Annotated in this window: 17 protein-coding genes and 1 pseudogene; 8 read left to right on the plus strand and 10 right to left on the minus strand. The window is 43.8% G+C overall.

The genetic code is table 11. The features are described 5' to 3' along the window. Positions 1-4: 4 nt before the first annotated feature. Entirely contained in the window at positions 5-2,485 is a 2,481-nt protein-coding gene (topA, locus tag ACYZZR_RS01135; RefSeq protein ID WP_461532149.1) for a type I DNA topoisomerase, read from the minus strand. A 257-nt stretch (positions 2,486-2,742) separates the two neighbouring features. Here topA and miaB point away from each other — a divergent pair, with 257 nt between their 5' ends. The 7 genes from miaB (at position 2,743) to groL (ending at position 9,650) form a co-directional block, all read left to right on the plus strand. Continuing rightward, a complete protein-coding gene (gene miaB / locus ACYZZR_RS01140; protein WP_461532150.1) occupies positions 2,743-4,209 on the plus strand; it encodes a tRNA (N6-isopentenyl adenosine(37)-C2)-methylthiotransferase MiaB in 1,467 nt (488 codons plus the stop codon). Between the two features lie 79 nt (positions 4,210-4,288). Beyond that, complete coding sequence (locus ACYZZR_RS01145; RefSeq protein WP_461532151.1) at positions 4,289-5,599, plus strand: sigma-54 interaction domain-containing protein; 1,311 nt, start codon at positions 4,289-4,291, stop codon at positions 5,597-5,599. A gap of 92 nt (positions 5,600-5,691) precedes the next feature. Continuing rightward, positions 5,692-6,177 carry an LptE family protein gene (locus ACYZZR_RS01150; RefSeq protein ID WP_461532152.1) on the plus strand — a complete coding sequence of 162 codons (486 nt, stop codon included), beginning with the start codon at positions 5,692-5,694 and terminating at the stop codon, positions 6,175-6,177. Positions 6,178-6,197: 20 nt separating this feature from the next. Next, the gene (locus ACYZZR_RS01155; RefSeq protein WP_461532153.1) at positions 6,198-7,073 is read left to right on the plus strand and encodes a hypothetical protein; all 876 of its coding nucleotides are present in this window, start codon (positions 6,198-6,200) and stop codon (positions 7,071-7,073) included. 77 nt (positions 7,074-7,150) lie between these two features. Continuing rightward, complete coding sequence (gene secG / locus ACYZZR_RS01160; RefSeq protein ID WP_461532154.1) at positions 7,151-7,513, plus strand: preprotein translocase subunit SecG; 363 nt, start codon at positions 7,151-7,153, stop codon at positions 7,511-7,513. A gap of 170 nt (positions 7,514-7,683) precedes the next feature. Further along, the gene (locus ACYZZR_RS01165) at positions 7,684-7,962 is read left to right on the plus strand and encodes a co-chaperone GroES (protein ID WP_123217069.1); all 279 of its coding nucleotides are present in this window, start codon (positions 7,684-7,686) and stop codon (positions 7,960-7,962) included. A gap of 59 nt (positions 7,963-8,021) precedes the next feature. After that, positions 8,022-9,650, plus strand: a complete 1,629-nt coding sequence (gene groL / locus ACYZZR_RS01170) for a chaperonin GroEL (protein WP_461532155.1) — start codon at positions 8,022-8,024, stop codon at positions 9,648-9,650. Positions 9,651-9,694: 44 nt separating this feature from the next. Here groL and ACYZZR_RS01175 read toward each other — a convergent pair whose 3' ends face one another. From ACYZZR_RS01175 to ACYZZR_RS01205, 7 genes and pseudogenes are all read right to left on the minus strand, one after another. Then, a complete protein-coding gene (locus tag ACYZZR_RS01175; RefSeq protein ID WP_461532156.1) occupies positions 9,695-12,094 on the minus strand; it encodes a heavy metal translocating P-type ATPase in 2,400 nt (799 codons plus the stop codon). Between the two features lie 141 nt (positions 12,095-12,235). Further along, the gene (locus ACYZZR_RS01180) at positions 12,236-12,799 is read right to left on the minus strand and encodes a helix-turn-helix domain-containing protein (protein WP_461532157.1); all 564 of its coding nucleotides are present in this window, start codon (positions 12,797-12,799) and stop codon (positions 12,236-12,238) included. Positions 12,800-12,845: 46 nt separating this feature from the next. Then, the gene (locus ACYZZR_RS01185) at positions 12,846-13,385 is read right to left on the minus strand and encodes a DUF3347 domain-containing protein (protein WP_461532158.1); all 540 of its coding nucleotides are present in this window, start codon (positions 13,383-13,385) and stop codon (positions 12,846-12,848) included. A gap of 27 nt (positions 13,386-13,412) precedes the next feature. After that, positions 13,413-15,137 carry an efflux RND transporter periplasmic adaptor subunit gene (locus ACYZZR_RS01190; protein WP_461532159.1) on the minus strand — a complete coding sequence of 575 codons (1,725 nt, stop codon included), beginning with the start codon at positions 15,135-15,137 and terminating at the stop codon, positions 13,413-13,415. A gap of 38 nt (positions 15,138-15,175) precedes the next feature. Continuing rightward, entirely contained in the window at positions 15,176-16,477 is a 1,302-nt protein-coding gene (locus ACYZZR_RS01195; protein WP_461532160.1) for a TolC family protein, read from the minus strand. Positions 16,478-16,479: 2 nt separating this feature from the next. Continuing rightward, a complete protein-coding gene (locus tag ACYZZR_RS01200) occupies positions 16,480-20,319 on the minus strand; it encodes an efflux RND transporter permease subunit (protein ID WP_461532161.1) in 3,840 nt (1,279 codons plus the stop codon). 107 nt (positions 20,320-20,426) lie between these two features. Then, positions 20,427-20,864: pseudogene (locus tag ACYZZR_RS01205) on the minus strand (HYC_CC_PP family protein). A 150-nt stretch (positions 20,865-21,014) separates the two neighbouring features. Here ACYZZR_RS01205 and ACYZZR_RS01210 point away from each other — a divergent pair. Further along, the gene (locus tag ACYZZR_RS01210; protein WP_461532162.1) at positions 21,015-21,467 is read left to right on the plus strand and encodes a GAF domain-containing protein; all 453 of its coding nucleotides are present in this window, start codon (positions 21,015-21,017) and stop codon (positions 21,465-21,467) included. A gap of 32 nt (positions 21,468-21,499) precedes the next feature. Here ACYZZR_RS01210 and ACYZZR_RS01215 read toward each other — a convergent pair whose 3' ends face one another. Together ACYZZR_RS01215 and ACYZZR_RS01220 are read right to left on the minus strand one after the other, a co-directional pair. Beyond that, positions 21,500-22,753, minus strand: coding sequence for a DUF3999 family protein (locus tag ACYZZR_RS01215; RefSeq protein WP_461532163.1), 1,254 nt, complete (start codon positions 22,751-22,753; stop codon positions 21,500-21,502). Then, a complete protein-coding gene (locus ACYZZR_RS01220; RefSeq protein ID WP_461532164.1) occupies positions 22,737-25,094 on the minus strand; it encodes a DUF2339 domain-containing protein in 2,358 nt (785 codons plus the stop codon). The genes ACYZZR_RS01215 and ACYZZR_RS01220 overlap by 17 nt, the downstream gene beginning before the upstream one ends. Positions 25,095-25,133 lie beyond the last annotated feature (39 nt).

The following is a 25,133-nucleotide window of genomic DNA, read 5'->3' on the forward strand; positions in this document are numbered from 1 at the left end:
TCTTTTATTTTTTACGGGCTTTTGCCGTCTTTCCCTTGGTTTGTTTTTTCTCTCCTAATCTCTTTTTCACCTCTTCCAAATCCAAGGCATTGACATCCACATCCTTAGAGAGCTCGACCTTGCTCTTACCCTTGATAATATTGTGCCTTCCCCAACGAGCTTTTTCTATGCGTATCCCCTCTTCAGGCCATTCTCTCACCAGCTTTTCAGCCTCCTTCTTGAGTTTGTCCTCGATAAGCTCTGCAATATCGCTTTCAGAAAGTGCGTCAAAATCGTATTTTTTATTGACATTGACAAACATTCCATCCCATTTTATAAACGGTCCGAATCTTCCTTTGCCTTTGGTCACATCTTTTCCTTTATACTGCGCTACAGGAGCATCGGCCTTCTGTTTGGCTTTTATAAGCTCTACAGCCCTTTCCAGGCTTACATCAAAAACATCTTCCCCTTTGTCCAATGATATAAATCCGCCGTCATAGCGCACATAAGGTCCATACCTTCCTACATTGACCTCAACAGCTTTACCTTCAAAATCACCTAAGGCACGTGGTAGCTCAAACAGACCCAGCGCTTCCTGAAGCGTAATATTTTCTATTGTCTGTTCCGGAAGCAAACTGGCAAATCGCGGTTTTTCCTCTTCCTCGGCTACCCCTATTTGCACCATAGGTCCAAAGCGTCCAAGTCTTACACTTACCTGTCTCCCACTTTCAGGATCTGTTCCGAGAATGCGCTCACCCCTTTCTCTATCGGCATTTTCTTCCACATCTTTTACTTGAGGGTGAAAGTCTTTGTAAAACTCCTTCATCATCAGAGTCCAATCTTCTTCTCCCGATGCAATATCGTCAAAATTCTGTTCTACTCTTGCAGTAAAATTATAGTCAAGTATATTTTCGAAATGAGTCACCAAAAAATCGTTCACTATGGTTCCTATATCAGTAGGCACCATCTTCCCTTTGTCGGCTCCTGTAATCTCAGAAAGTGTCTTTTCCTGCAATTCTCCTTTGCGCAAGCTAAGCTGTGTGTATTTGCGTTCTGTTCCCTCTATGCTGCTTTTTTCGATGTATCCGCGATTCAGTATGGTAGATATAGTAGGCGCATAGGTAGACGGACGTCCTATACCCAATTCCTCCAATTTTTTTACAAGTGATGCCTCTGTGTAGCGGTACGGTGCACGAGAAAAACGCTGAGTAGCCGTCATAAGTGTATTTTCAAGGGCTTCTCCCCTTTTCAATGCCGGGAGCAATCCTTCTTGCTCTTCATCTTCTTCATCTGTCCCTTCGATATACACCTTTAAAAAACCGTCAAATTTGAGCACCTCTCCGGTAGCTGTAAACAGTTCCTTATGCCTATCTGCCTCTATTTTTACATTGGTTCTTTCTAGTTCGGCATCGCTCATCTGCGAAGCTATAGTCCGCTTCCAAATCAAGTCGTACAGTCTAGCTTGATCACGGTCTATAGACACCGAATGCCGCGACATATCAGTAGGGCGTATGGCCTCGTGGGCCTCCTGTGCTCCTTTGGCCTTTTGTGAAAAATTTCTCGGCTTACTGTACTTTTCTCCAAAGGCCTGTTTTATCTCTTCCTGTGCAGCACCTAAGGCCTCAGGTGAGAGATTTACACTATCGGTTCGCATATAAGTAATGAGTCCGGCTTCATACAAGCGCTGAGCCATATTCATAGTCTTACTCACCGAAAAATAGAGTTTTCGAGAGGCTTCTTGTTGCAGGGTCGACGTAGTAAATGGCGGTGCTGGAGTTTTTCTAGCCGGCTTGGTTTCCAAACCGGCTACCTTATATTTTGCTCCTATATTGAGCTGGAGAAATTGTTCAGCTTCTTCTTTGGTGCCAAATGTTTTTGGCAATTTGGCTTTAAAAGCCTTCCCTTCCTCAGTTCGGAATTCGGCTGTTACGCGAAATGACACTTCCGGACTAAAATGGTTGATCTCTCGCTCTCGCTCTACAATCAGTCTAACCGCAACAGATTGCACCCTTCCGGCTGAGAGTCCGCTTTTTATTTTCTTCCAAAGTACGGGCGAGAGTTCGTATCCCACCAATCGATCCAGCACTCGTCTTGCCTGTTGGGCATTAACAAGGTTGTAATCTATTCCCCTCGGGTTTTCTATAGCCTTGAGAATGGCGTTTCGAGTAATGGCGTTAAAAACGATTCGCTTTGTCTTCGATTGGTCGAGCTTGAGCTGCTCTGCCAAATGCCATGCTATAGCTTCCCCTTCGCGGTCCTCATCACTTGCAAGCCATACTACTTCGGCTTGAGAGGCCAGTTCCTTGAGTTTTTTCACTACCTCTTTCTTGTCTTTCGAGACAATGTATTTAGGCTTGAAATCCTGGGTTACGTCTACCCCCAGTTCTTTGGAAGGCAAATCGGAAATATGTCCGTAGCTGGACGCTACTTTGTAGTCCTTCCCTAAAAACTTTTCTATGGTTTTTGCCTTGGCAGGCGACTCAACTATCACTAAATTCTTTGCCATAAACCCGATTTTAAGACTACAAAAGTATATTAAAAATTATTTATGGAGGCACCCCCGTAGTTTTTTCCAAAAAATTAGCTCGGCATTTCCCTGCCAAATTGTCATTGAGTTTATAAATAATTCTATCTTTGTACCCTGTAAAATTCACGAATGGATTGAAATTCGTTTTTCCGGTCCGGATTTCTCACTGTCATTTCGATCCCCGGCATTTCCGGAAAATTTCAGATAAAGCACTCCATTTAAGAGCATAGGGTATTATGGAAAAAACAATAGACGAAAAGAAGCAGGGAGAGCGGCTCGTAATGAATATAAAGAATCGCCCAGAGCGCAATGCACAACATCAAAAAGACGGCAAGAAGCTGTACATAGAAAGTTACGGCTGCCAGATGAATTTCTCCGACAGCGAGATTGTGGCCTCTATTCTGGCCGGAGAAGGTTTCGACACCACTCAACAGTTAGAGGAAGCCGATTTGGTATTGATAAACACCTGCTCCATCAGGGAAAAGGCAGAACAAACCGTACGCAAAAGACTTGAAAAGTTCAATGCTGTTAAAAGGATAAACCCCACTATGAAAGTAGGGGTACTGGGTTGTATGGCCGAACGACTGAAAAACAAATTCCTCGAAGAGGAAAAAATCGTCGATATGGTAGTAGGCCCGGATGCCTACAAAGACCTTCCAAACTTGGTTCAAGAAATAGATGAAGGTCGCAATGCGGTAAATGTCATTCTCTCTAAAGAAGAGACCTATGGCGATGTGTCTCCGGTACGCCTCAACAGCAATGGAGTTACAGCCTTTGTATCGATTACAAGAGGATGCGACAATATGTGTACCTTCTGTGTAGTACCCTTTACCCGAGGACGAGAGCGAAGCCGCGACCCGCAGTCCATTCTCGAAGAAGTCAGTCAGCTTTGGGAAAAAGGATACCGCGAGATTACCCTACTGGGGCAAAACGTAGATAGTTATCTCTGGTATGGTGGAGGACTCAAAAAGGATTTTGACAATGCTTCAGAGATACAAAAAGCAACAGCGGTGAATTTTTCCGATTTATTGGCAATGGTAGCCGAAGCACATCCCAAAATGCGCATTCGGTTCTCCACATCCAATCCACAAGACATGACACTCGATGTGATAAGGACTATGGCAAAATATTCCAATATCTGTAAATACATCCACCTCCCGGTACAGAGCGGAAGCGATCGCATACTTAAGGCGATGAACCGACTGCACACCAGAGAGGAGTATTTCAGACTTATCGACAACATCAGAGAGATTATTCCCGACTGTGCGATCTCTCACGATATGATTGCCGGCTTCCCTACAGAAACCGAGGAAGATCATCGAGACACCCTCTCTCTTATGGAATACGTAAAATACGATTTCGGCTTTATGTTTGCCTATTCCGAACGTCCCGGAACGCTCGCAGCGAGAAAGATGGACGACGATGTTCCGGAAGAGGTCAAAAAGCGTAGACTCACTGAAATCATCAATCTTCAGCAAGAACACGGTTTATTCCGAACACAACAACACCTCGGAAAAACGGAAGAGGTTCTCATTGAAGGATCTTCCAAAAAAAGTGACGCACACTGGATGGGACGCAACACTCAAAATACAGTGGTAGTTTTCCCGAAAGAACATTACAATATCGGGGACTTTGTCGATGTTAAAATCACCGATTGTACCGCTGCAACTCTGATAGGTGAAGCTGTAGGGTTTTCTAAATAGACCCCTGACAAACGGATATGTATAACAAAATATATTTCCCGAGCACCTCACATCAATCCGGGAGTACAAGTAGAAGATTATGGAAAACGTACAGGCTATAAAACAGCGATTTGGTATTATAGGCAACGATATAAAGCTCAACCGCGCTATCGAAAAAGCTACTCAGGTAGCTCCTACCGATATTTCAGTCTTGGTAACTGGTGAAAGCGGAGTAGGTAAAGAGAGTATTCCAAAAATCATCCACTCCCTATCGCATCGCAAACACGGAAAATTTATTGCAGTAAACTGTGGAGCCATACCTGAGGGTACTATAGACAGTGAGCTATTCGGACACGAAAAGGGTGCCTTTACAGGGGCTACCCAAACCCGTAGCGGATATTTTGAGGAGGCCGATGGCGGTACTATTTTCCTGGACGAAGTTGGCGAACTTCCACTCACCACACAAGTTCGGCTTTTACGTGTATTGGAAAATGGAGAATTTATAAAAGTGGGATCCTCTAAAGTACAAAAAACCAACGTCCGCATTGTAGCAGCCACCAATGTCGACATGTTTGCAGCTATCGAAAAGGAAAAATTTCGCGAAGATCTCTACTATCGCCTCAGTACGGTAGAAATTCACCTCCCTCCACTGAGAGATAGAAGAGACGATATACATCTGTTGTTCCGAAAATTTGCTTCCGACTTCGCTCAGAAGTACAAAATGCCCGCTATACGACTGGAAGACAAGGCCGTGAAGATTTTGCAGGAGTATCACTGGGCAGGAAACATTCGGCAACTCAGAAATGTGGCTGAACAGATTTCCGTACTGGAACAAGATCGCTCTATTTCGGCTGGTACTCTTATGGGATACTTGCCCGGTGCTGGAAAAAATCTACCGGCAGTAATCAGCAGTAAAAAATCGCAGGCTGATTTTGGAAGCGAAAGAGAAATATTGTACAAAATACTCTTCGACATGAAAGCCGACCTCAACGACCTGAAAAAACTCACACTCGAACTTATGCAGTCGGGCAGCAGCCAAAAGGTGAAAGAGGAAAATCAAAACCTTATTCAGAAGATTTACGGAAAATCTGATACCGGTGAAAATTTTGAGGATCTCGGCAGAAATGCAGCGGTTTCTCCCGAAAGTTATCCAGAAATCGAAGACTACGAAGACAGTGAAACCCTAGAAGTACTTCCGGTCGCACAGGATAAGACGTTTCGAAATACTGAAGATAGATACCACTTTGCTGAAGAAATCGAAGAAGAAGAAACCCTTTCCCTACAAGACAAAGAGTTGGAACTCATCAGAAAAGCACTCGAAAGGAATCACGGCAAACGAAAAGCTGCAGCTGCAGAACTCGGAATTTCAGAGAGAACACTGTACCGAAAAATAAAACAATACGATTTGTGAGTACAGAGTATCAAGAGTTTGAGAATGACTAAGAACTAAAAACTAAAATACTACACATGACAAGTCTGGGTACACTAAAAAAAACTTTTTCTATGCTAGCGGTTTGTGCGGCTTTATTCTTATTTAAGAGCTGTGGTATTTACAACTTCACTGGGGGTGATGTGGGTACTGCAGTGAGCTTTCAGGTAAACACCTTCCGGAATGAAGCTCCGCTTGTAGAACCCGGACTAGACAGAGATTTCACTCTCGCACTTCAAGATCTGATTATGAACCAGACCAGTCTCGATCTGGTACCGTCAGGAGGCGACCTGCTATACGAAGGAGAAATCACCGACTATAGGGTAGCACCGATGACGGCCACCGCACAACAAACTGCTGCCCAGAACCGATTGACAATAGGAGTTCGCGTGCGCTTTACCAACAACACCAAAGAAGATGCCGATTTTGAACGCTCCTTTTCTTTTTATTACGACTTCCCTGCAAACTCACAGTTAAACTCTGTCAAATCGTCGGCCCATGAGGAGATTTTTGAGAGAATAACACAGGATATTTTCAATGCCTCTCTCGCCGATTGGTAGCTGTTTTTACAATTCCGAAAATGAATATGGACGCGTCAGAATACATAGCACTTTTGAAACAACCCGAGAACATCCGGCTCGAAGAAACCACCGCACTGGAAACTCTGATCGAAAAATATCCCTACTTTCAATCGGCCAGGGCACTTCACCTCAGGGGTTTGAGCAACTTGAACAGTTTTCGGTACAACGACGCGCTGAAGAAAACTGCAGCTTACACAACCGACAGAACGGTATTGTTTGACCTTATTACTTCGGAAGAATTTTTACAGAATCGCATTGCCGAGACCATTGCCAGTCGAGACCGCAATCTCGGCGACATCGAGGTAAATGCCGAAGAGATAAACGTAAAAGGGAACACCCTCGTCGAGCAGGTTCACCTAGGAAGCGAACAGGAAGCAGAACGCATTCTCGACCCCTCGGTGTTTGTCCCCGCAACCCAATCTATATCGGAGGCGGAACAACAACTCGGTATAGGAAGTCCGATCGACTTCGATCGCAGTGAAAAGCACTCCTTTTCAGAATGGCTCAAGTTATCCTCCTGCCAGCCGCTTGCACAAAAAGTGCCCAATAGCGAACAGAAAGGAAAGACTAAAGCCCCTGTCCCTAAAGAAGTGAGTAGAAAGTTTGATCTTATAGACAAGTTTATCAAAAACAACCCTAAAATCGTCCCAAAAGCAGATCGAAACAAGGAAACGACTTCCGTAAACCTCGCTATAAACACATCGGTAGAGCAGGAAGAATTGATGACCGAAACCCTAGCCAGGGTGTACTTAGAACAAAAACGGTATAAGAACGCCATTCAAGCTTATAAAATTTTAAGTTTGAAATATCCGGAAAAAAGTGGTTTCTTTGCAGACCAAATCAAGGCGATTAAAAAATTGCAGCAAGACAATTGACCCCTAATCGCAGTGGTAAACCGAAAATTTTCGGGACGCATACAACAAAAGTATATTAATATATTATCACATAAACAATGAGTACATTTTCTATATTTATGGTGCTAATCGTTATCGTAGCACTTTTATTAGTCTTGGTCATTATGGTACAAAACCCCAAGGGTGGAGGACTGTCTTCTTCTTTTGGCGGTGGCGGTGGCCAAATTGTAGGGGGTGTTAAAAAAACAGGAGATTTTTTGGATAAGAGTACTTGGACGCTTGCAACCATTTTGATCGCATTGATATTGTTGTCTAATCTCAGTCTTAGAAACAGCAGTGCATCGCAAGAATCAAAACTGTTGGACAGCAGACCCGAAAGACAAGAAACTACGGTACCTCAGCAGAATAACGCAATCCCTCCGGCAGCGACAGATGCTGATAGTAGCGGAACAACAGAATAGCAAACAGACATAGAACATACCTAAAAAAATGCCAGCTTGTCATAAGTTGGCATTTTTTTTTACAAAAATGTCAGTTTCCTTTACTTTTTTATAGCGCTGTTCACGTTGGCATAATTTCTGCCAGACAGTGCATAGTTTAAACACTAATTTAATTAAAACAAAATAGTAAAATGGCTAAAGTAAACATTAAACCACTTGCAGACAGAGTTCTGGTAGAGCCTGTCGCCGCAGAAACAACTACTGCCTCCGGAATTATCATTCCCGATTCTGCCAAAGAAAAACCTCAGAAAGGTGTTGTTGTTGCAGTTGGTCCTGGTACCAAGGATGAACCGTTGACTGTAAAAGTAGGTGATACTGTACTTTACGGAAAATACTCTGGTACCGAACTCAAACTGGAAGGTACAGACTACCTGATGATGCGCGAAAGCGATATCCTCGCTATAGTTTAATATCCTACCATCACAACCGGATTGTAACTAAACTGAAACAGTAACTAAAAACAAAAAAAATGGCTAAAGACATAAAATTTGACATTGAAGCTCGCGACGGATTAAAGCGAGGGGTAGATGCCCTGGCAAATGCAGTAAAAGTAACGCTCGGTCCTAAAGGGAGAAATGTAATTATCAGTAAATCTTTTGGAGCTCCTACTGTAACTAAAGACGGGGTATCCGTAGCCAAAGAAATAGAATTGGAAGACGCTCTGGAAAACATGGGAGCACAGATGGTTAAGGAAGTTGCTTCCAAAACCAACGACCTCGCAGGTGACGGAACAACCACAGCTACCGTTCTGGCGCAAGCTATTGTAAAAGAAGGCTTGAAAAACGTAGCTGCCGGAGCCAATCCAATGGATCTCAAAAGAGGAATTGACAAGGCAGTAGAGGTATTGGTAGAAGACCTGTCAAAACAATCTAAAAAAGTTGGCGATGCTACAGACAAGATAAAACAAGTAGCTGCCATTTCTGCCAACAACGACGAGACTATAGGTGAACTCATCGCTCAGGCATTTACCAAAGTAGGTAAAGAAGGTGTAATCACCGTAGAAGAAGCCAAAGGTACTGACACCTATGTAGATGTAGTAGAGGGAATGCAGTTTGACAGAGGTTACCTCTCTGCGTACTTTGTCACCGATTCTGAAAAGATGGTTGCCGAACTAGAAAACCCTTACATCCTTCTTTTCGACAAGAAGATCTCCAATATGAAAGATCTCCTTCCTGTACTCGAGCCTGTAGCACAGCAAGGAAAACCTCTGCTTATCATTGCTGAGGATGTAGACGGTGAAGCACTGGCTACTTTGGTAGTAAACAAACTGAGAGGCTCTCTCAAAATTGCAGCAGTAAAAGCTCCAGGTTTTGGAGATAGGAGAAAAGCTATGCTCGAAGATATCGCTATTCTTACCGGAGGTACTGTAATTTCGGAAGAGAGAGGATTTACTCTTGAAAATGCTACTATCGATATGCTAGGTACTGCCGAAAAAGTGGCCATAGACAAAGACAATACAACCGTAGTAAACGGCGCTGGTGATACCGAAGCTATTAAAGGCCGTGTAAATCAGATCAAAGCTCAGATCGAAACTACAACCTCAGACTACGACAAAGAGAAACTTCAGGAACGTCTCGCTAAACTGGCTGGAGGTGTAGCCGTATTGTATGTAGGTGCCGCTTCTGAAGTGGAAATGAAAGAGAAAAAAGACCGCGTAGACGATGCGCTTCACGCTACACGCGCCGCTGTAGAAGAAGGTATCGTTGCTGGTGGTGGTGTTGCCCTAGTACGAGCAAAATCTGTGTTGAGCAAGGTAAAACCCGCCAACTCAGATGAAGAAACCGGAGTACAAATAGTAGCTCGAGCTATCGAATCACCGTTGAGAACCATCGTCGAAAACGCCGGAGGTGAAGGTTCGGTAGTTGTTTCTAAAGTACTGGAAGGAAAAGACGCTTTCGGTTATGATGCCAAGTCTGAAACTTATGTAGACATGTTTAAAGCCGGTATCATCGATCCTAAGAAAGTAACCCGTATCGCATTGGAAAATGCGGCTTCCGTATCTGGTATGATTCTCACTACCGAGTGTGCACTTACCGACATCAAAGAAGACACTCCTGCAGCTCCCCCTATGGGAGGAGGAATGCCCGGAATGATGTAAAAAAACATAATTTCAGTAAAAAAGCTGCCTTCGGGCGGCTTTTTTTATTCCTGTATTTTTGCCATACGCAAACGAAGAGCATTGGCTATCACAGACACCGAACTAAAACTCATGGCCAGTGCCGCAATCATCGGAGAGAGTAAAAGACCGAATACAGGATACAGCAAGCCGGCAGCAATAGGAATTCCCAACATATTATATCCGAGGGCAAACCAAAGGTTCTCTTTAATATTTCGCATCACTTTACTACTCAGCACATAGGCTTTACTTATGCCGTTTAGATCTCCTTTTACCAAGGTAATCCCCGCGCTCTCTATCGCTACATCAGTACCTGTCCCCATGGCTATACCCACATCGGCCTGGGCCAAGGCCGGGGCATCGTTAATTCCATCACCTGCCATAGCTACCTTTTTTCCGGCCTTTTGCAAATGTTCAACCTCTTTGAGTTTGTCTTCAGGAAGCATCTCTGCCTTAAACCCGTTAAGTCCAAGCATTTTACTCACCTCCCGAGCCGTATCTTGACTATCACCGGTAAGCATTATCACCTCCATACCTTCTGCTTGTAATTTTGCTATGGCCTCTTTACTGGTTTCCTTCAATTTGTCGACCACCACCACAAAACCGACAATTTTGCCGTTGACAGACAGATAAGATACGGTTTTACCCTGTCGCTGTTCACTCTTTACTTTTTCATTGAGCTCTCCAGAGATTTCTGCCCCAACCTCCTGCATCAGTTTGTCGTTACCGAGAGCCAATACAACATCCCTATCTCTTGCGACAACCCCTTTTCCCGAAATGGCCTCAAAATCTGTAAGCGGTTTGGGCACTACCTGTTTTTTTTGGGCATATTGTACCATCGCCTGCGCCAAAGGATGTTCACTGTGACGATTAATCGATACGAGATTTTGCAGTAGCTCGGCTTCGTCAAAACCATTAACAGCGGCAATTTTTTCAACAGAAGGCTTTCCTTCGGTTACTGTACCTGTTTTATCGATAATCACCACTTCTATTTTATTCATGCGCTCCAGAGCCTCTGCATTTTTAATAAGCACCCCCGATTGGGCGCCCCTACCTACACCTACCATAACCGACATAGGCGTCGCCAGCCCCAATGCACAAGGGCAGGCTATTATCAGTACTGCAATTGCATTGACAAAGGCATAAACATAAGACGGTTGAGGACCGTACACTGCCCATACCACAAAGGTGAGTGCCGAAATCAATACTACTAAAGGCACAAAATATCCTGAAATCTTATCGACCAATTTCTGGATGGGGGCTTTCGACCTGCTAGCTGCATGAACCATTTCTACAATCTGAGAAAGCAGTGTCTCCGAACCCACTTTTTTAGCTTCCATTACAAAACTCCTGTTACCGTTGACAGTTCCTGCCATCACCGAGTCTCCTTCCCTGCGATCTACCGGCACGGGCTCTCCGCTAATCATCGATTCGTCTACTACACTCCAGCCCTCCCTTATCAATCCATCTACCGGAATCTTCTCACCCGGTTTCACCTTGAGCAAATCGCCTTTCTTTACATCGTCCAAATCTACCATCTGCTCCTTGCCATCTACAATTCGAATAGCAGTATTGGGCGCCAACTTCAACAGTTCTCTAATTGCCGAATTAGTCTTGCCATGTGCTCGAGCTTCCAACAACTGTCCGAGCAACACCAAGGTAAGGATTACAGTGGTCGCTTCGAAGTACACATGAACCGCCCCACTAGCCGATTTAAACTGTTCCGGAAAGATTCCTGGAAACAACAAGCCTCCAAAACTGAATAACCAAGCCACCCCAGCTCCCAGTCCGATCAGGGTAAACATATTGAGATTACGGGTCAATACAGAACGATATGCCCGTTCAAAAAACATCCAGGCAGCATAGAATACTACCGGCAGAGAAAGCACCAACTGTATCCAGTTCCAACCCCTCCGTCCCGAGGGCAAATATCCCTCAAAAGACAAGGTCCCTACAGGATCTCCCGGAAGCATTTCGGACATGGCAATCAAAAATATAGGAAGAGTAAAAGCTACAGCTATTTTAAACTTGTTCAGCAACCTGTGGTAATTTTCATCTGTTACTTCTCCCGCTTCTACAGCAACGAGATCCATCCCACACACGGGGCAACTGCCCGCTTTGTCGTAGGTCTTATCTCCCTCACAGTGCATCGGACAATAATACACCCCACTACCGGAAGCCTTAGCCTTCTCTTTCTTTAATTTATTTTCCTCCCCAGGAAGTGCAATACCGTAATATCCACCGTCAGTCTTAAAGGCCTTTTCAAACTTTTTAAAGGGAATATGCTTTTCCATTTCCACTACAGCCTCTGCCCTATCTAAATCTACCTCAACCCTGACAACTCCATCTACATTCTGCAATACCTTCTCCACATGGCCTTTACACCCCATACAGCTCATGCCGCCTATTTTATAAGTGTGTTTCATCGTAATCTATCTGTATTTTAAGCCTACAAAGTTCAGCTATATAAACATGAACTCGTTATACAATTTTGGAAAAGGATTATACAATTTACAGATTTTCACAAAGGTTTTGCAGATGCTTTTACAAGCTTAAAAAGCAGCAACTTACAAACTGTCAAGAGATTTCCGTCTTCGCTCGCCTACCTTTCTAAAATGAGAGGGAGTAAGCCCGGTACTCTTTTTAAATTGCCGACTCAAATGAGCTACACTGGAATAGTGTAATCGAAATGCAATCTCACTCAGCGACAGTTCGTCATACACCAAAAGTTCTTTCACTTTTTCTATTTTAAGCGCTATATAATACCGCTCTATAGTAGTGCCTTCCACCTGCGTAAACAGATTGCTGAGATAGGTATAGTCGTGACGGAGCTGCTCTTTTAGATAGTCGGATAGGTTTACCCTTGCTTCCGTGCTATCTTTTTCCTGTACTAAACTCACCACAAGAGTCTTGATACGTTCTATCAGTCTACTTTTTTTATCGTCTATCAAACTAAAGCCGTACGGGCTGAGTACAGCTTCTATTTGCAATTTCTGTTCTGCCGTAATAGGGGTGGTGAGTTGTACCACCCCCAACACTACAGATTCGGGAATAACACCCAGTTTCTCCAATTCTGAGCGCACCACCATGTTGCAACGGTCGCATACCATATTTTTAATATACAGCTTCATACAAGTAAACTTAAACTTACTCCCCTGAGTAGCATACCTCTATCGACTATTCCAGCACTTCCTGAACTGTACCACATTTCAGCATTTTATCTCCAAAATAAGGATTCAGCACTGCTTCTTCCGACGACAACCAGTAAGCCCCTTCGTTGTTAAAAGCCATGGGACAGTATTGTTTGTATATCGCCCCGGAGGTAATTTGTCCGGAAACAAGGCTTGTTATTTCTTCCGACAGTCCGAAAAAAGACTTCCGCTGAACCTCTACATCGTCGGTAACTTCTATTTCTCCGGCAAACTGCAGTGCCTTGTCGGCATTGTCGAGTTCAGATAGCGCAGCAATCAGCATCTTCGCCTCTTTCTGCGCTTTTCCTGCATCCGTTTTTACTAAGGCCTCTTTTACACCGATATAGTAATTGTACACCGTTCCGGTTTTCTCATCTTTAAATGTCACACTTCCCTGCAGCTGATCGGTTTGCTGTTGCTCTGTGAGCTGCTCACCTCCTTCCCCTTGCGCCTTTTTATCCGACTTACAAGAATACACCGTAGCTATAGACAATGCCAATGCGGCAATAATCAATTTGTTTTTCATCTTTATCTAATTTTTAACCTGTTATAATTATTTAATTTCGGCTGTAATTTCCCCGCATTTCAGCATAGTATCTCCGAAGTACGGATTGCGTATTTCAGGAGACATACTCAGCCAGTCTGCTCCTTTATCAGCATCTGCCATAGGGCAGTGTTGAACGTATAAAGTTACGGAAAACGGTCCGAATACACGAGTCATTCCTATCACACTTTCAGACAGCAGTTTGAAAGAACTGCGCAACTCCTCCAAATCTTCCGTCTGCATGTGCTCCAGGGAGGTTGTCATCTCCTCTCGGAAATCCTTCCAATACTGCAGAGATTCTTCTTTAAACAATGTCATATCGACCCCATTTAGTACAGCGCTGATATTCTCAACCGCTGTTCTAGCTGCCGGCATATCGCTACCTACAAGGGCGTCTTTCAATTTGAGATATGCCAGTGTTAGCTGCTCTGCAGTGTGCTTCTCTTCAGGAGAAATTTCCATCTTCTCCAAGCTGAGTGTGCTGGTATCTGTTTGGTCAGGATTCATCATACTGGGTTTTCCTGCCAACTGCGCTGCAGCATCTACGGTAAAGGTGCCATTAACCACGATTTCATCTCCCTCTTCCAATCCTTTTTTCACCACATAAGCCCCTCCGAGAGATGGACCGAGAACCACTTCCCTCATTTTAAACGACGGCTGTTTAGATGACATTTCCTTGGTATAGACTACAGAACGCTCTCCTGTCCACAACACAGCACTTTTAGGAATGGTAATAGCACGATCAGCTACAGCTTCCCCTCCCGACTGTATTTCTCCCGAGGCAAACATCCCTGGTTTCAATCTTCTGTATTTATTAGATACTTCTACGCGTGCAGTTGCCACCCTGGTTTGCGCGTCGATTAAGGGGTCTATAAAAGTCACCTCCCCTTCAAAGGTTTCTCCCGGCAGCGATGCCAAGGTATACTTTATAGGACTTCCTTCTTTTATCCAAGTCATTTCACTTTCGTAAATATCAAAAAGCACCCACATAGCCGAAAGATCAGCAATTTCGTAGAGAGCTGTCCCTCGCTCTACATAATCCCCGAGTTCAATCTTGCGTTCGGTTACCACTCCATCTACATCAGCTCGGATAGGAAAACGCTGTAAAGGAGATTTTTCTTTTAGTACTCTTTCTATTTGCGAGGCTCCAATCTTCCAATTTCGAAGCTTTTGTTTTGCTGCTTCAAAAAGCTCAGGCTGCGCATTCCGGATGGCATAGGCCTGCAACAACTCCTCCTGAGCGGTAACCAATTCTGGCGAATACACCACTGCCAGGGTTTGTCCCTTTTTTATTCTTTCACCCGTAAAATTGACATTGAGTTTCTCTATTCGCCCTGGCACATGGGTGGTTTGTGCATAGATTTTTCGTTCGTCGGGAACGAGCTTTCCATTGAGTCGAAGTGTTTTTTCTACTGCCTCCCTCCCCACTATCATCGTTTGCACATTGGCCAGTTTTCTCGCGTTTTCACTCATGACAACCGCATCGGGGTCTCCTTCAGAAGTATCACTCCCCAGCGGAATGAGATCCATGCCGCAAATAGGGCATTTTCCGGCTTCACTCTGCTTGATTTGAGGGTGCATAGAGCAGGTCCAAGTCTGGGCAGCACTACCTTCTTTTTCGCCTGTATGATTATGCTGTATCTCCTTACTTCCTCCAAAAACCAACCATCCCAGTAGGAAGCCTAACAGCAGGATTCCCGCCATTATCCAGATATTTTTGTTTTTTGCTTTCATTCTTCTCTCTTTTTTAAATCTGTTTCGAGTAAACCCGTTTATTCCTCCTTTTTTGAATCCTTTTTTGGATATTGAGACTCAGGATCCTGCGTCTCTACGGGGTGATGAGGGCTTAAATAATCTTTTTTTGCCTGTGCTACAAAACGGTCTCTTTCCGCTGTGATTTTTGCCATTTGATACAACAATTTCTCCTGTTGCATCCGCAATACCTCCTCTATCCCGGATTTTGAATTCCCATAGGCTGTCAACAATAATTTAATGGCTTGTGCTGTGCTTTCCAGTTGTTTCTCATACAGACTTATGCGCTGTTGTGCTTTCTTGATATCGTAACGCGCCATTTCGTAATCAGACCTCAATTGGTTTCTAACTGCAACACTTTCTTGCCTTACTGCCTCAGAGAGAAAATCTACCTCTTTCACTCTGGCCTTATGCTGCTTCCTGAAAATCGGCAAACTCACCGACAGCATGGGCATAATCACATCCTGCCCGTTGTTTTTCGGATTCATTTCTGTCTGTTTGCTGATGATGGAATAATCTACCCCTAGTCCGAGCATAGGCATTCCTTGTTTAACAGCAGCTTTTCGCCCTGCCTCGTAAGAAGCTATCTGTCTGTCTAGTTGCTGCATTTTAGGATGAGCTACAAAAAGGCTGTCTTTCTCGGTATTTCTCAGCTCTATCTCTTCTTCTTCGGGCAAGGTAGGGAGCGTTTTAGGGAAGACTACTTCACTGTCGTAATTTGTATTCAACAGCGCCTTGAAGCGGTATGTAAGCGCTGCTCTTTTATCCTTGAGTAGGGCAATCTCTGTCTCGGCATCACTCCTTTTCATATCTACCATCACCACATCTACCATGGCAGCCTCTCCATTGCTAAATCTCGACAGAGCCAATTTTCGAAAGCTATTGAGTACGAGCAAGTTTTCTTCTTCAACAGCTATGGTTGCCTGAAGCTCATACATTTCGGCATATACCGTTTTCACCTCTACAAAAAGTGCTTCCCGGGTGTCTAAATATTGCTGAAAACTCGCCTCTGCCATTAGGGTTGCAGCATTTTTTTTAGCCTTCAATGTGCCAAACCAAGGGAACATCTGCATGAGTGAGAATTTTGCTTCCTGCCTTCCAAGGCGGGTTTCAATCATCTTTCCGAAAGCGCTTATGCTCAGTGTAGGGTCTGGCAAACTGCTCAGTTGTGGCGCTTTTTGCATCGCTGCTTCAAAGCGAGCGTAAGAAGCTTTCACTTCCGGGTTGTTCTGTGCAGCTTCCTGCAAATAGTGGTCAAGGGTTTGTGTATTGGCTACAAAGGGCAGCAGTGCTAAACTTATAATGTAAATTGTGTTCCTCATAGCTATAAGATTTCTTTTGGTCTGTTTTTAGTCTCGCTCTTTTTCACAGCTGTTTCCCTCCAATACGCCTGAAGTACAGGAACGACAAATATGGTCATAATCTGTACAAACATCCCTCCCACAACAGGTATCGCCATAGGCACCATAATATCCGATCCCTTACCGGTAGAAGTCAGCACCGGAAGTAAGGCGATAATAGTAACCGCGGTAGTCATCATCGCCGGACGCACCCTTTTAAGTCCAGCTTCCAGTACAGCTTTCCTCACTTCTAAAACGGTAGTGGGCTTTTTTTCTTCAAAGACCTGATGAATATAGGTACCCATAATCACCCCATCGTCTGTAGCGATTCCGAAGAGGGCGATAAATCCCACCCAAACAGCCACACTGAGGTTTACGGTATGCATCTGAAAGAGGTCGCGCATATTGACTCCCATCACAGCAAAATTCATAAACCAGTCTTGCCCGTACAGCCACAGCATCATAAACCCACCGGCAAAAGCGACAAACACCCCGGAAAAATGTATGGCAGAGGCAATGACCGTGCGAAATTGGAAATACAGTAATAAAAAAATCAGCATCAGGCTCAGAGGAATCACTATCGACAGCCGTTTAGCGGCTCGCAGTTCATTTTCGTAATTTCCAGAAAACTTGTAAGTCACTCCTTTGGGCAGCTGTAATTCGCCGGAAGCAATCTTCTCATCGATAAATCGGCGGGCGTGGTCTACCACATCCACCTCGGCATAATTTTCCTTTTTGTCGAAAAGAACATAGCCTGTGAGAAAAGTATCTTCACTTTTTATCATCTGCGGACCGCGAACATAACTTATACGGGTCAGTTCTCCGAGAGGTATTTGAGTCCCCAAAGGCGTCGGCACCAATATTTTAGCTATTTTTTCCGGGCTATCACGGAGTTCTCTCGGATAGCGCACCCGTACCGGAAAGCGTTCTCTCCCTTCAACCGTAGTAGTTAGCTGTACACCACCTATGGCTGTCTCTATAAGCTGTTGTAACTGCTCCACACTCAATCCATAACGCGCTATGGCACTGCGATCTATATGTAGCTGCAAATAAGGTTTACCCACAATGCGATCGGCAAAAACAGTCTCCGATTTTACCGAAGGCACCTGCTTGAGCAAGCTTTCGAGTTTGATACCAAAATCTTGTATGGTTTCGAGATCAGGGCCGTAAACCTTGATTCCCATTGGGGCACGCATTCCTGTTTGCAACATCACCAAACGGGTTTCTATAGGTTGTAATCGAGGGGCAGAGGTCACTCCCGGAATTCGGGTAAGCCTTACAATCTCATCCCATATATCATCGGGCGATTGCACCCAACTTCGCCAGTTTCGAAAATAACTGCCGTCTTCGTCTTTTATCAAATCGCGAGCAGAAAATCCCTTTTCCAACACCTCATCATTCGTAAGCGTATCTCCTGATTTCAAAATAAAACGCCCATCTCTATCGGTTTTATAAGACGCTTGCTTTCCGCTGCTGTCTCTACTGTATTCCGGTTTGTAGTTTATGATGTTTTCGTACATAGACACAGGTGCTGGGTCGAGGGCACTTTCCGCCCTTCCCAATTTACCGACTACCGTGGCTACCTCAGGTATTTCGGCTACCGCCATATCCAGTTGTTGTATCACTCGTTTGTTTTCTTCCATACCTGAGTGCGGCATAGAAGTAGGCATTAAGAGAAAGCTCCCCTCATCGAGAGAGGGCATAAACTCTTTGCCCGTTCCTGGAAACACATGGGTGAGACCACTCCAGAGCGAAGTTGTACGTATATTCCACCCTATGGCATCTCCTCCCTTAGCCACCACACCAAAAAGTTTTGGGAAACCTATCCATACCATCACTCCAAAAAAGATGGTAAACAGAGGTAAGAGTAAAAACTTCCCCTTATGGGCAAGGCACCATTTTAATACAGGCTCGTAATACCGCACCACCGCTAGTAAGGCTATAAGAATTAAAGCCAACAAGAAAACGACAAAAATACTATTGTTAAACAGCTTGTTCTGATGACCTAAGGGCATCCATTCTTGTGCGAGTAAAAACAAGCTGGCTGCCAGTATCACAAACAAGGTAATTCTAGAGGCATACTTCGCTAGAAAATGAGGACTTCTGGGCTTGAGCAATTGGACGAGACCTACCAGTGACAAAGCAAGCGGCAACCACATCTCAAAAACCACAGACAATACAATTCCGCCGACGAAGAGAGCTGTATTCCACAGCCAGTTGAGTTGTTTTTTCTTTGACCCTATGGAAAAAATAAAATAAGACAGGCTAGGCAAAACAACAATTCCGAGTACAAAAGAGGCTAGAAGTGCAAAGGTCTTGGTAAAAGCAAGAGGGCGAAATAGTTTTCCCTCAGCCTGTTCCATAAAAAACACCGGAAGAAAACTCACCACAGTAGTAGCGAGCGCTGTGGTAATGGCAGGACTCACCTCTGTGGTTGCACGGTAAATAATATCGACCAACTCTTTTCCCTTTGCTCCCTTGTTCTCTTCAAGTTTTAGGTGTCGGATTGTATTTTCTACAAACACTATCCCTATATCTACCATAACTCCGATGGCGATGGCAATACCCGACAAAGCGACCACATTGGCATCTACTCCGGCATATCGCATCACTATAAATGTCATCAGCACTGCTACCGGCAGCAAACTGGATATCAGTATAGAAGCTCTAAGATTGAGCAGGAGTACTACTACGACTATAATGCTGATGAGGATTTCGTGCGACAGGGCGCTTTCTAGTGTTCCTATGGTTTCGTGTATGAGCTGTGTACGATCGTAGAAGGGAACAATAGTAAGCTTGCTTTCTGTACCATCTTCCAAAGTTTTCACCGGAAGTCCGCGAGCTATTTCATCTATTTTGTGCTTCACCGCATCGATAACTTCGAGGGGATTAGATCCGTAACGTGCCGTGACCACACCCCCTACTACCTCAGCTCCTTCCTTATCGAGCAATCCGCGGCGCGTTGCAGGGCCAAGGGTCACCTTCCCTATATCGCGTATCAGTATAGGCTTGTTGGCATTTACCGCCACTACTGTTTCTTCCAGATCTTTAATCGATTTGATATATCCCAGACCTCTAACCAGATATTCAACCTGATTTACCTCTATGGTTTTAGCTCCTGTATCTCGGTTTGAGTTCTTTACCGCTGTCATCACCTTATCGATACCGATATTGTAGGCTTTAAGGGCATCGGGATTTACATCCACCTGGTATTCCTGCACATACCCCCCTATAGACGCTACTTCCGACACTCCGGGAACGGCACTAAGACCGTATTTCACATAAAAATCTTGTGTGGTACGCAGTTCGTGCAGATCCCATCCTCCGGTTACATTTCCCAGTGAATCTCGACCTTCTAAGGTGTACCAGAACACCTGCCCCAATCCAGTAGCATCGGGGCCCAATGTAGGCTGTACACCTTCGGGAAGAAGTCCGGGTGACAGCGAGTTGAGTTTTTCCAATATCCTGGATCGCGACCAGTAAAACTCTACATCTTCTTCAAAGATGATATAGATACTGGAAAATCCGAACATAGAAGAACTCCTCACCGATTTCACCCCTGGAACTCCGAGCAAACTGCTTGTCAAAGGATAGCTAATCTGATCTTCCACATCCTGTGGCGACCTACCCGGCCAATTGGTAAATACAATTTGCTGATTTTCTCCTATGTCTGGAATGGCATCTACCGGAACCGGATCACGTGGTAGAAAACCGATATTCCAGTTGAAAGGTGAGCTAACCAAACCCCAACCTACAAATAGCAGGAGCAAGAGAACAGCAAGCAGCCTGTTGTTCAAAAAATAACGAATAATGGCATTTAGCATCGAATATTGTTTTTAGTGATATTACAATGAACCGTGAAGCGGTAATAGCAGAGCCTACCTCTTCCACACCATAACCTCGGCGGTTACGGAACTACAATCACTAAAAACTATATGAGAAAAGTATCGTACAAAACCTGAATATCCCGTACGACTGGTGGGGGAGTGTACTCCCAAAAGGAAACCACCTGTTCTTCCAGGTTTTCAAAAAGATTGAGATAGGTGTAAACAAAAGACTGTACAAACAGCAACTGAGGCTGTAATTCCAGGCTTACAACTGTTTGTAGGGTATCTTGTCCTTCGATCAGAGCAGTTTCGTCAGAACAACAAGGCGTTTTGGTCACCGAACAGTCCATACCGTCGGCATACTATTTTTTTACACTTTGTTCCAGCTCTACAGACATACCACAACTATCTGCCACAGAAAACAGGGCTGTATCTACTAAAAAATTTCCACAAAAATGCTTTTCCACCGTAAGAGAGACCGTGGAAAAGAGCACTAGAATGGCTAGCAAAAAGGATGTTATTTTAAAAATAGCCTTTTTCATAAGTACACAAAAATAATAAATATTCTCTACTGCCCTGAATTTTTCAGATTTGTTAACAGTTTGGATATTGATCACTTTAGGCAGGCAGCTTTGTTTTTATACCACAAACTATCGGTTTATTCCCTAAATTTGCCTTCAAAATCGCTTGCTATGAATTTTAAAGAACTGGAGGTCCAGGTAGAAAGCATACTTCACAAAGACACTTCGGTAGAGAGCCGTCTCACTGAGCTTTGTGAACTATTGAAAGAACACATCTCTTACTATGACTGGGTGGGTTTTTACTTTAAAAACGGAGACAAAAACGAACTGAAGTTGAAAGCCTTTGCCGGCGAACCTACCGATCACACGACAATTCCTTTCGGAAAGGGGATATGCGGACAGGTAGCAGTTTCCAATAAAAACTTTGTAGTTCCCGATGTCAAAGCTCAGAACAACTATATAGCCTGCAGTATTCACGTAAAAGCGGAAATCGTAATTCCCCTATTTGTCAATGGAGAAAACATCGGCCAGATCGATATCGACTCCCATACCCCCGATCCGTTTACCAAAGCCGACGAAGAATTCCTGGAGTTTGTAAACGCCAAGGTTGCAGAGATACTTTAAAAACCCTTATCCTCACTAAGGCAGGGGTTGGACTATTCTTTTGGACCCTTATTACCCAACTTCATCATCTTCAAGGAAAACCATCCCAGGGTAATGATGATAAGCAACATAATCGCCCACAGCCACATCTTATTTTCAAAAATTGGCGACGGTTTTTCTACACTTGTTTTTGCTATGGCTACTTCTTCCTTTACTTCCAGCGGTATTAGGTTTTCGGGTATTCTATCTGTAAAATGTCTGATATCGTAATTCGTACTCATTGCGGATGTACTGCCGTAAGTCAAATAGTATGTAGCTGGTTCCGTAAACCTAGCCAAAAGTTTGTGTTTGTAGCCACTTAACCTCACACCCTCTATATGCAAGGGCTGATTATCGCGATTGTCGATAAGTACTTTCAGTCTGTTAAGGACAGTACTGTTAAAGGTAAATACGCCATTGTCTACAGAGTTGAGTGTTCCCGAAGTCAGTGTGTGGTACTGATATCTCCATCCTTGTTCGGTTTTAACGCTATCGGCTAAATACTTCACCGTCAAAGGCCTGTAATAATCAAATTGATCCGCTACATCAACCATCAATCGGCTCACCGGTACTGGAAGTGGCAAATCGATATCGATTGCAGTTTGCCCGGAGGTCTTGTCTACACTTACCTCTGTTTTTTGAGGGAGGTAATCTTTAAAAACGCCCTTAGTCGTCTCAAAGCGCTCTATGCTCGCCTCTAGAAGATCAGGTCGTTCTTCACTATTTACAAACACCCGAAAATAGCGGTATTTCGATTCCGGGAAAACTAGGTTTGTAGATTTGAAATTGACAGTTTCATTTCGTATGGAAAGGATGCGGTAGTCTTCTACAACGGTAAACCAATGGTTTTGGTCATGACTCCCCTCGAGCTTAAGTTGCCAATCGAAATTTTGTTGTTTAAAATCCAATGTTATACGATTGACGGTCTCCGTGTCTGGCACTTCAAAGCTAAAGTAGTAGCCCTTGTTGTCTCTGGAAGTATTGAGTTGCTTGAAACTTATTTTCTTCACCGATTTTTTTCCGTCAGTCGACCGCAACAAATAGGGAGCCTCTATGGTATCGCCGGTCTTTGTTATACCGTAAATTCTGAGATCGTTCATATTGTCAGACAGCCTCCCAAACAGCTCGTCGGGAATCACAATCTCATGCCATTGTTCTGAGATTCCCTTTAGTTCGCGTTTGTAGTCGTATCGCTCCATTTGTCCGTAGGCAATAAAACTGCCAAATGACAAATACAGGGCGCAACATATTTTAATTATTCTTATCATCGGATATAATATGCTTGTACTTGTTATACAAAAACGAAATGACCAGTAGCAGTACTCCCAACAATACAAAAGCGATTGTTTTTGCTATGGTATTCAGTGCCGAAATATCGTAGACAAACAATTTGAGCAAGGCTACTCCAAACAATACGATACCTGCCACACGCAAGTACTTTTTCTTTTTCCACATTCCAAAAGCGATGAGAAAAAAAGAATAAACTCCCCACAATATACTCAAACCAAACCTGTACGAATGCTCGGTACCCGCCATATCCATCCAGTGTATTACTTCGCTACTGGCCATCCACAATAGGGCAATGTGCATCAAGAGATCGAAAGCTATTCTGAGTCCTCTACTCTTAAACTCCATACGAATACAGCGATAGGCAATTACAATTGCAAGAGCAGCAAAAATCAGTGAAATATAACGTATAGCGATATTAAACGCCCCTCTCTCGTAGTATTCCGACAAGCTCTGATCTAGGTAACTTTCCCTTAATTCACTCAAAACGTAAAGTCCCTGAGTCAGGAAAACCAGCATTGTAACAATTATAAAGCCGAGATTGATAAAACCCAACAAGCGATTTTTTATTTTGCTGTAATTTACCAAGGCGAGCACGGCAAAGAAAAACAGAGAATAATTAATGATCCAAATACTTTTAAAATACTTCAGATCACTATCCCAATACATTAGAGGAGACGGACTATCGGTGGTCACCGAAATTGATGAATAGGCATAGCGCTGTGCCCAGTAATCAGCAATTTCCAGCCGGAAGGCAAAGTACAGGGTGGTCAGCATTATGGCAGGGATGAGGAAGGATACAATTTTAAGCAGTCCCTTTCCTGAGGAAGACAGATAACTGTACTTACTATTTACATAAGTCATAAATGCAAAGGCAGCTACAAACAACATAGAACTCAGAAAGAGAATATTAAACAAAGGGGTACTTCCCTTTACCCCTGTGGAATATTCATAATACACATAGTAAAACTCACTCCAATCTTGAATGATACTGAAAAATGCCAGCAGCATCAATGGATATGATAATTTTTCGTAGATGGCCACATTCTTGGTTCTTCCTATCCAAAACAACAAGGCCGCCTCAGCTGCCCATAGCAGGGTTACCCAATTACCATCCAATTGTACCGGTATGGCCAGGGTGATAAAGACCAAAACTAATCCTGAAACAACATAAAACAGGCTGTTATTGGTCAATTTCTTGCGGTAAATGACAACACTTACTACAAAATGGAGCACAGCATTAAACAGTGTAAACAAGCCCAACAGCTGTTTACCTGTGGCATGACTGTTGAAAATGGCATATCCTATTCCGTAAAAAATAAAAGTATTGGCAAGGAGCAACAGTATATCATCGTTAACTGTTTTTTCGCGTTTAAACAACCTATTTGCGAGAAGCATAAGATAAAACGTAAGGAAGAATATCGACAGAAAGCTCAGCGCCAGTACAAAGTATTCGTCCACATTGTAATCGGTCACATACCAAGCAAAATATATAAGCCATGTAAACACAAAAGAGGTATAACACAAGGCTTTCCAGTATTTTTTAAACGCAATTACCAGAATACCAGCATTGATAACCGTCATATAAGAAAACAGCACCGATACCTGGCCCGAAGATTCACTGAGCAAAAAAGGAACCGCATAGGCTCCTACCAGTCCGATATGAGCTATGACTTGTCTGCCGTAGTGTATGGCTGCCATTACTGTAAAAACGGTAAAGACCAGCATTAGAGCAAAGGCCGGAAGTCGAGGAATTAGATCGTAAAAACTATAGGCGGCAAAGGTGATAAAATACAGTATGGCCATAGCGCCACTCAACAGCACGGCGCTAAAATTCTCGTAGTTCTTTTTCAACTTTATCGCAAAGCCGAGAAGTCCAATCCCAGCGAGATAGCCTAGGACAATTCGGGTAAGTGGACTCACCAATTCGTGATCGATGGCGTATTTTGCACCGATGGCGACCCCGATTACCGTAATCGCTATCCCTATCTTATTGATGAGGTTTTCTCCTATAAACTTCTCCAGATCCGATTTTTCCTTAGGAGCTTGCCGAGCCATGACTTTCGACTGTGGTTTCACGGGCTTTTCCACTTGCTGTTTGTCGGTATGCTGCACAGTTTGTTTTGCTAGCTCAGGCTCTGGGAGGGCTGCACTACTGTCTTGTGTCACCTGTCTTTCAGGTACCTCAACCTCCTGTTGAGCTTTCAGCAGACTTATTTCCTCTCTCAGTGCATTTATTTCTCTGGCAAAATCATCCTGCCTTTTTAAAAGTAATTCCAATCGGTGATGCAGCCGGTTTACACTATCATTCTGCTCTGCCATAAATGAATACAGTTTTTAATGGTCGATTAATCCCTCACA

The organism is Sinomicrobium sp. (assembly GCA_029266035.1).
Lineage (GTDB): Bacteria > Bacteroidota > Bacteroidia > Flavobacteriales > Flavobacteriaceae > Sinomicrobium.

Bases quoted from the DNA above. Each gene is read 5' to 3' on its own strand.
- ACYZZR_RS01165 (WP_123217069.1), top strand. From the start codon at position 7,684: ATGGCTAAAGTAAACATTAAACCACTTGCAGACAGAGTTCTGGTAGAG.
- ACYZZR_RS01180 (WP_461532157.1), bottom strand. From the start codon at position 12,799: ATGAAGCTGTATATTAAAAATATGGTATGCGACCGTTGCAACATGGTG.
- ACYZZR_RS01150 (WP_461532152.1), top strand. From the start codon at position 5,692: ATGCTAGCGGTTTGTGCGGCTTTATTCTTATTTAAGAGCTGTGGTATT.
- ACYZZR_RS01215 (WP_461532163.1), bottom strand. From the start codon at position 22,753: ATGATAAGAATAATTAAAATATGTTGCGCCCTGTATTTGTCATTTGGC.
- ACYZZR_RS01185 (WP_461532158.1), bottom strand. From the start codon at position 13,385: ATGAAAAACAAATTGATTATTGCCGCATTGGCATTGTCTATAGCTACG.
- secG (WP_461532154.1), top strand. From the start codon at position 7,151: ATGAGTACATTTTCTATATTTATGGTGCTAATCGTTATCGTAGCACTT.
- ACYZZR_RS01220 (WP_461532164.1), bottom strand. From the start codon at position 25,094: ATGGCAGAGCAGAATGATAGTGTAAACCGGCTGCATCACCGATTGGAA.
- ACYZZR_RS01195 (WP_461532160.1), bottom strand. From the start codon at position 16,477: ATGAGGAACACAATTTACATTATAAGTTTAGCACTGCTGCCCTTTGTA.
- miaB (WP_461532150.1), top strand. From the start codon at position 2,743: ATGGAAAAAACAATAGACGAAAAGAAGCAGGGAGAGCGGCTCGTAATG.
- ACYZZR_RS01155 (WP_461532153.1), top strand. From the start codon at position 6,198: ATGAATATGGACGCGTCAGAATACATAGCACTTTTGAAACAACCCGAG.
- ACYZZR_RS01190 (WP_461532159.1), bottom strand. From the start codon at position 15,137: ATGAAAGCAAAAAACAAAAATATCTGGATAATGGCGGGAATCCTGCTG.
- topA (WP_461532149.1), bottom strand. From the start codon at position 2,485: ATGGCAAAGAATTTAGTGATAGTTGAGTCGCCTGCCAAGGCAAAAACC.
- ACYZZR_RS01145 (WP_461532151.1), top strand. From the start codon at position 4,289: ATGGAAAACGTACAGGCTATAAAACAGCGATTTGGTATTATAGGCAAC.
- ACYZZR_RS01210 (WP_461532162.1), top strand. From the start codon at position 21,015: ATGAATTTTAAAGAACTGGAGGTCCAGGTAGAAAGCATACTTCACAAA.
- ACYZZR_RS01200 (WP_461532161.1), bottom strand. From the start codon at position 20,319: ATGCTAAATGCCATTATTCGTTATTTTTTGAACAACAGGCTGCTTGCT.
- groL (WP_461532155.1), top strand. From the start codon at position 8,022: ATGGCTAAAGACATAAAATTTGACATTGAAGCTCGCGACGGATTAAAG.
- ACYZZR_RS01175 (WP_461532156.1), bottom strand. From the start codon at position 12,094: ATGAAACACACTTATAAAATAGGCGGCATGAGCTGTATGGGGTGTAAA.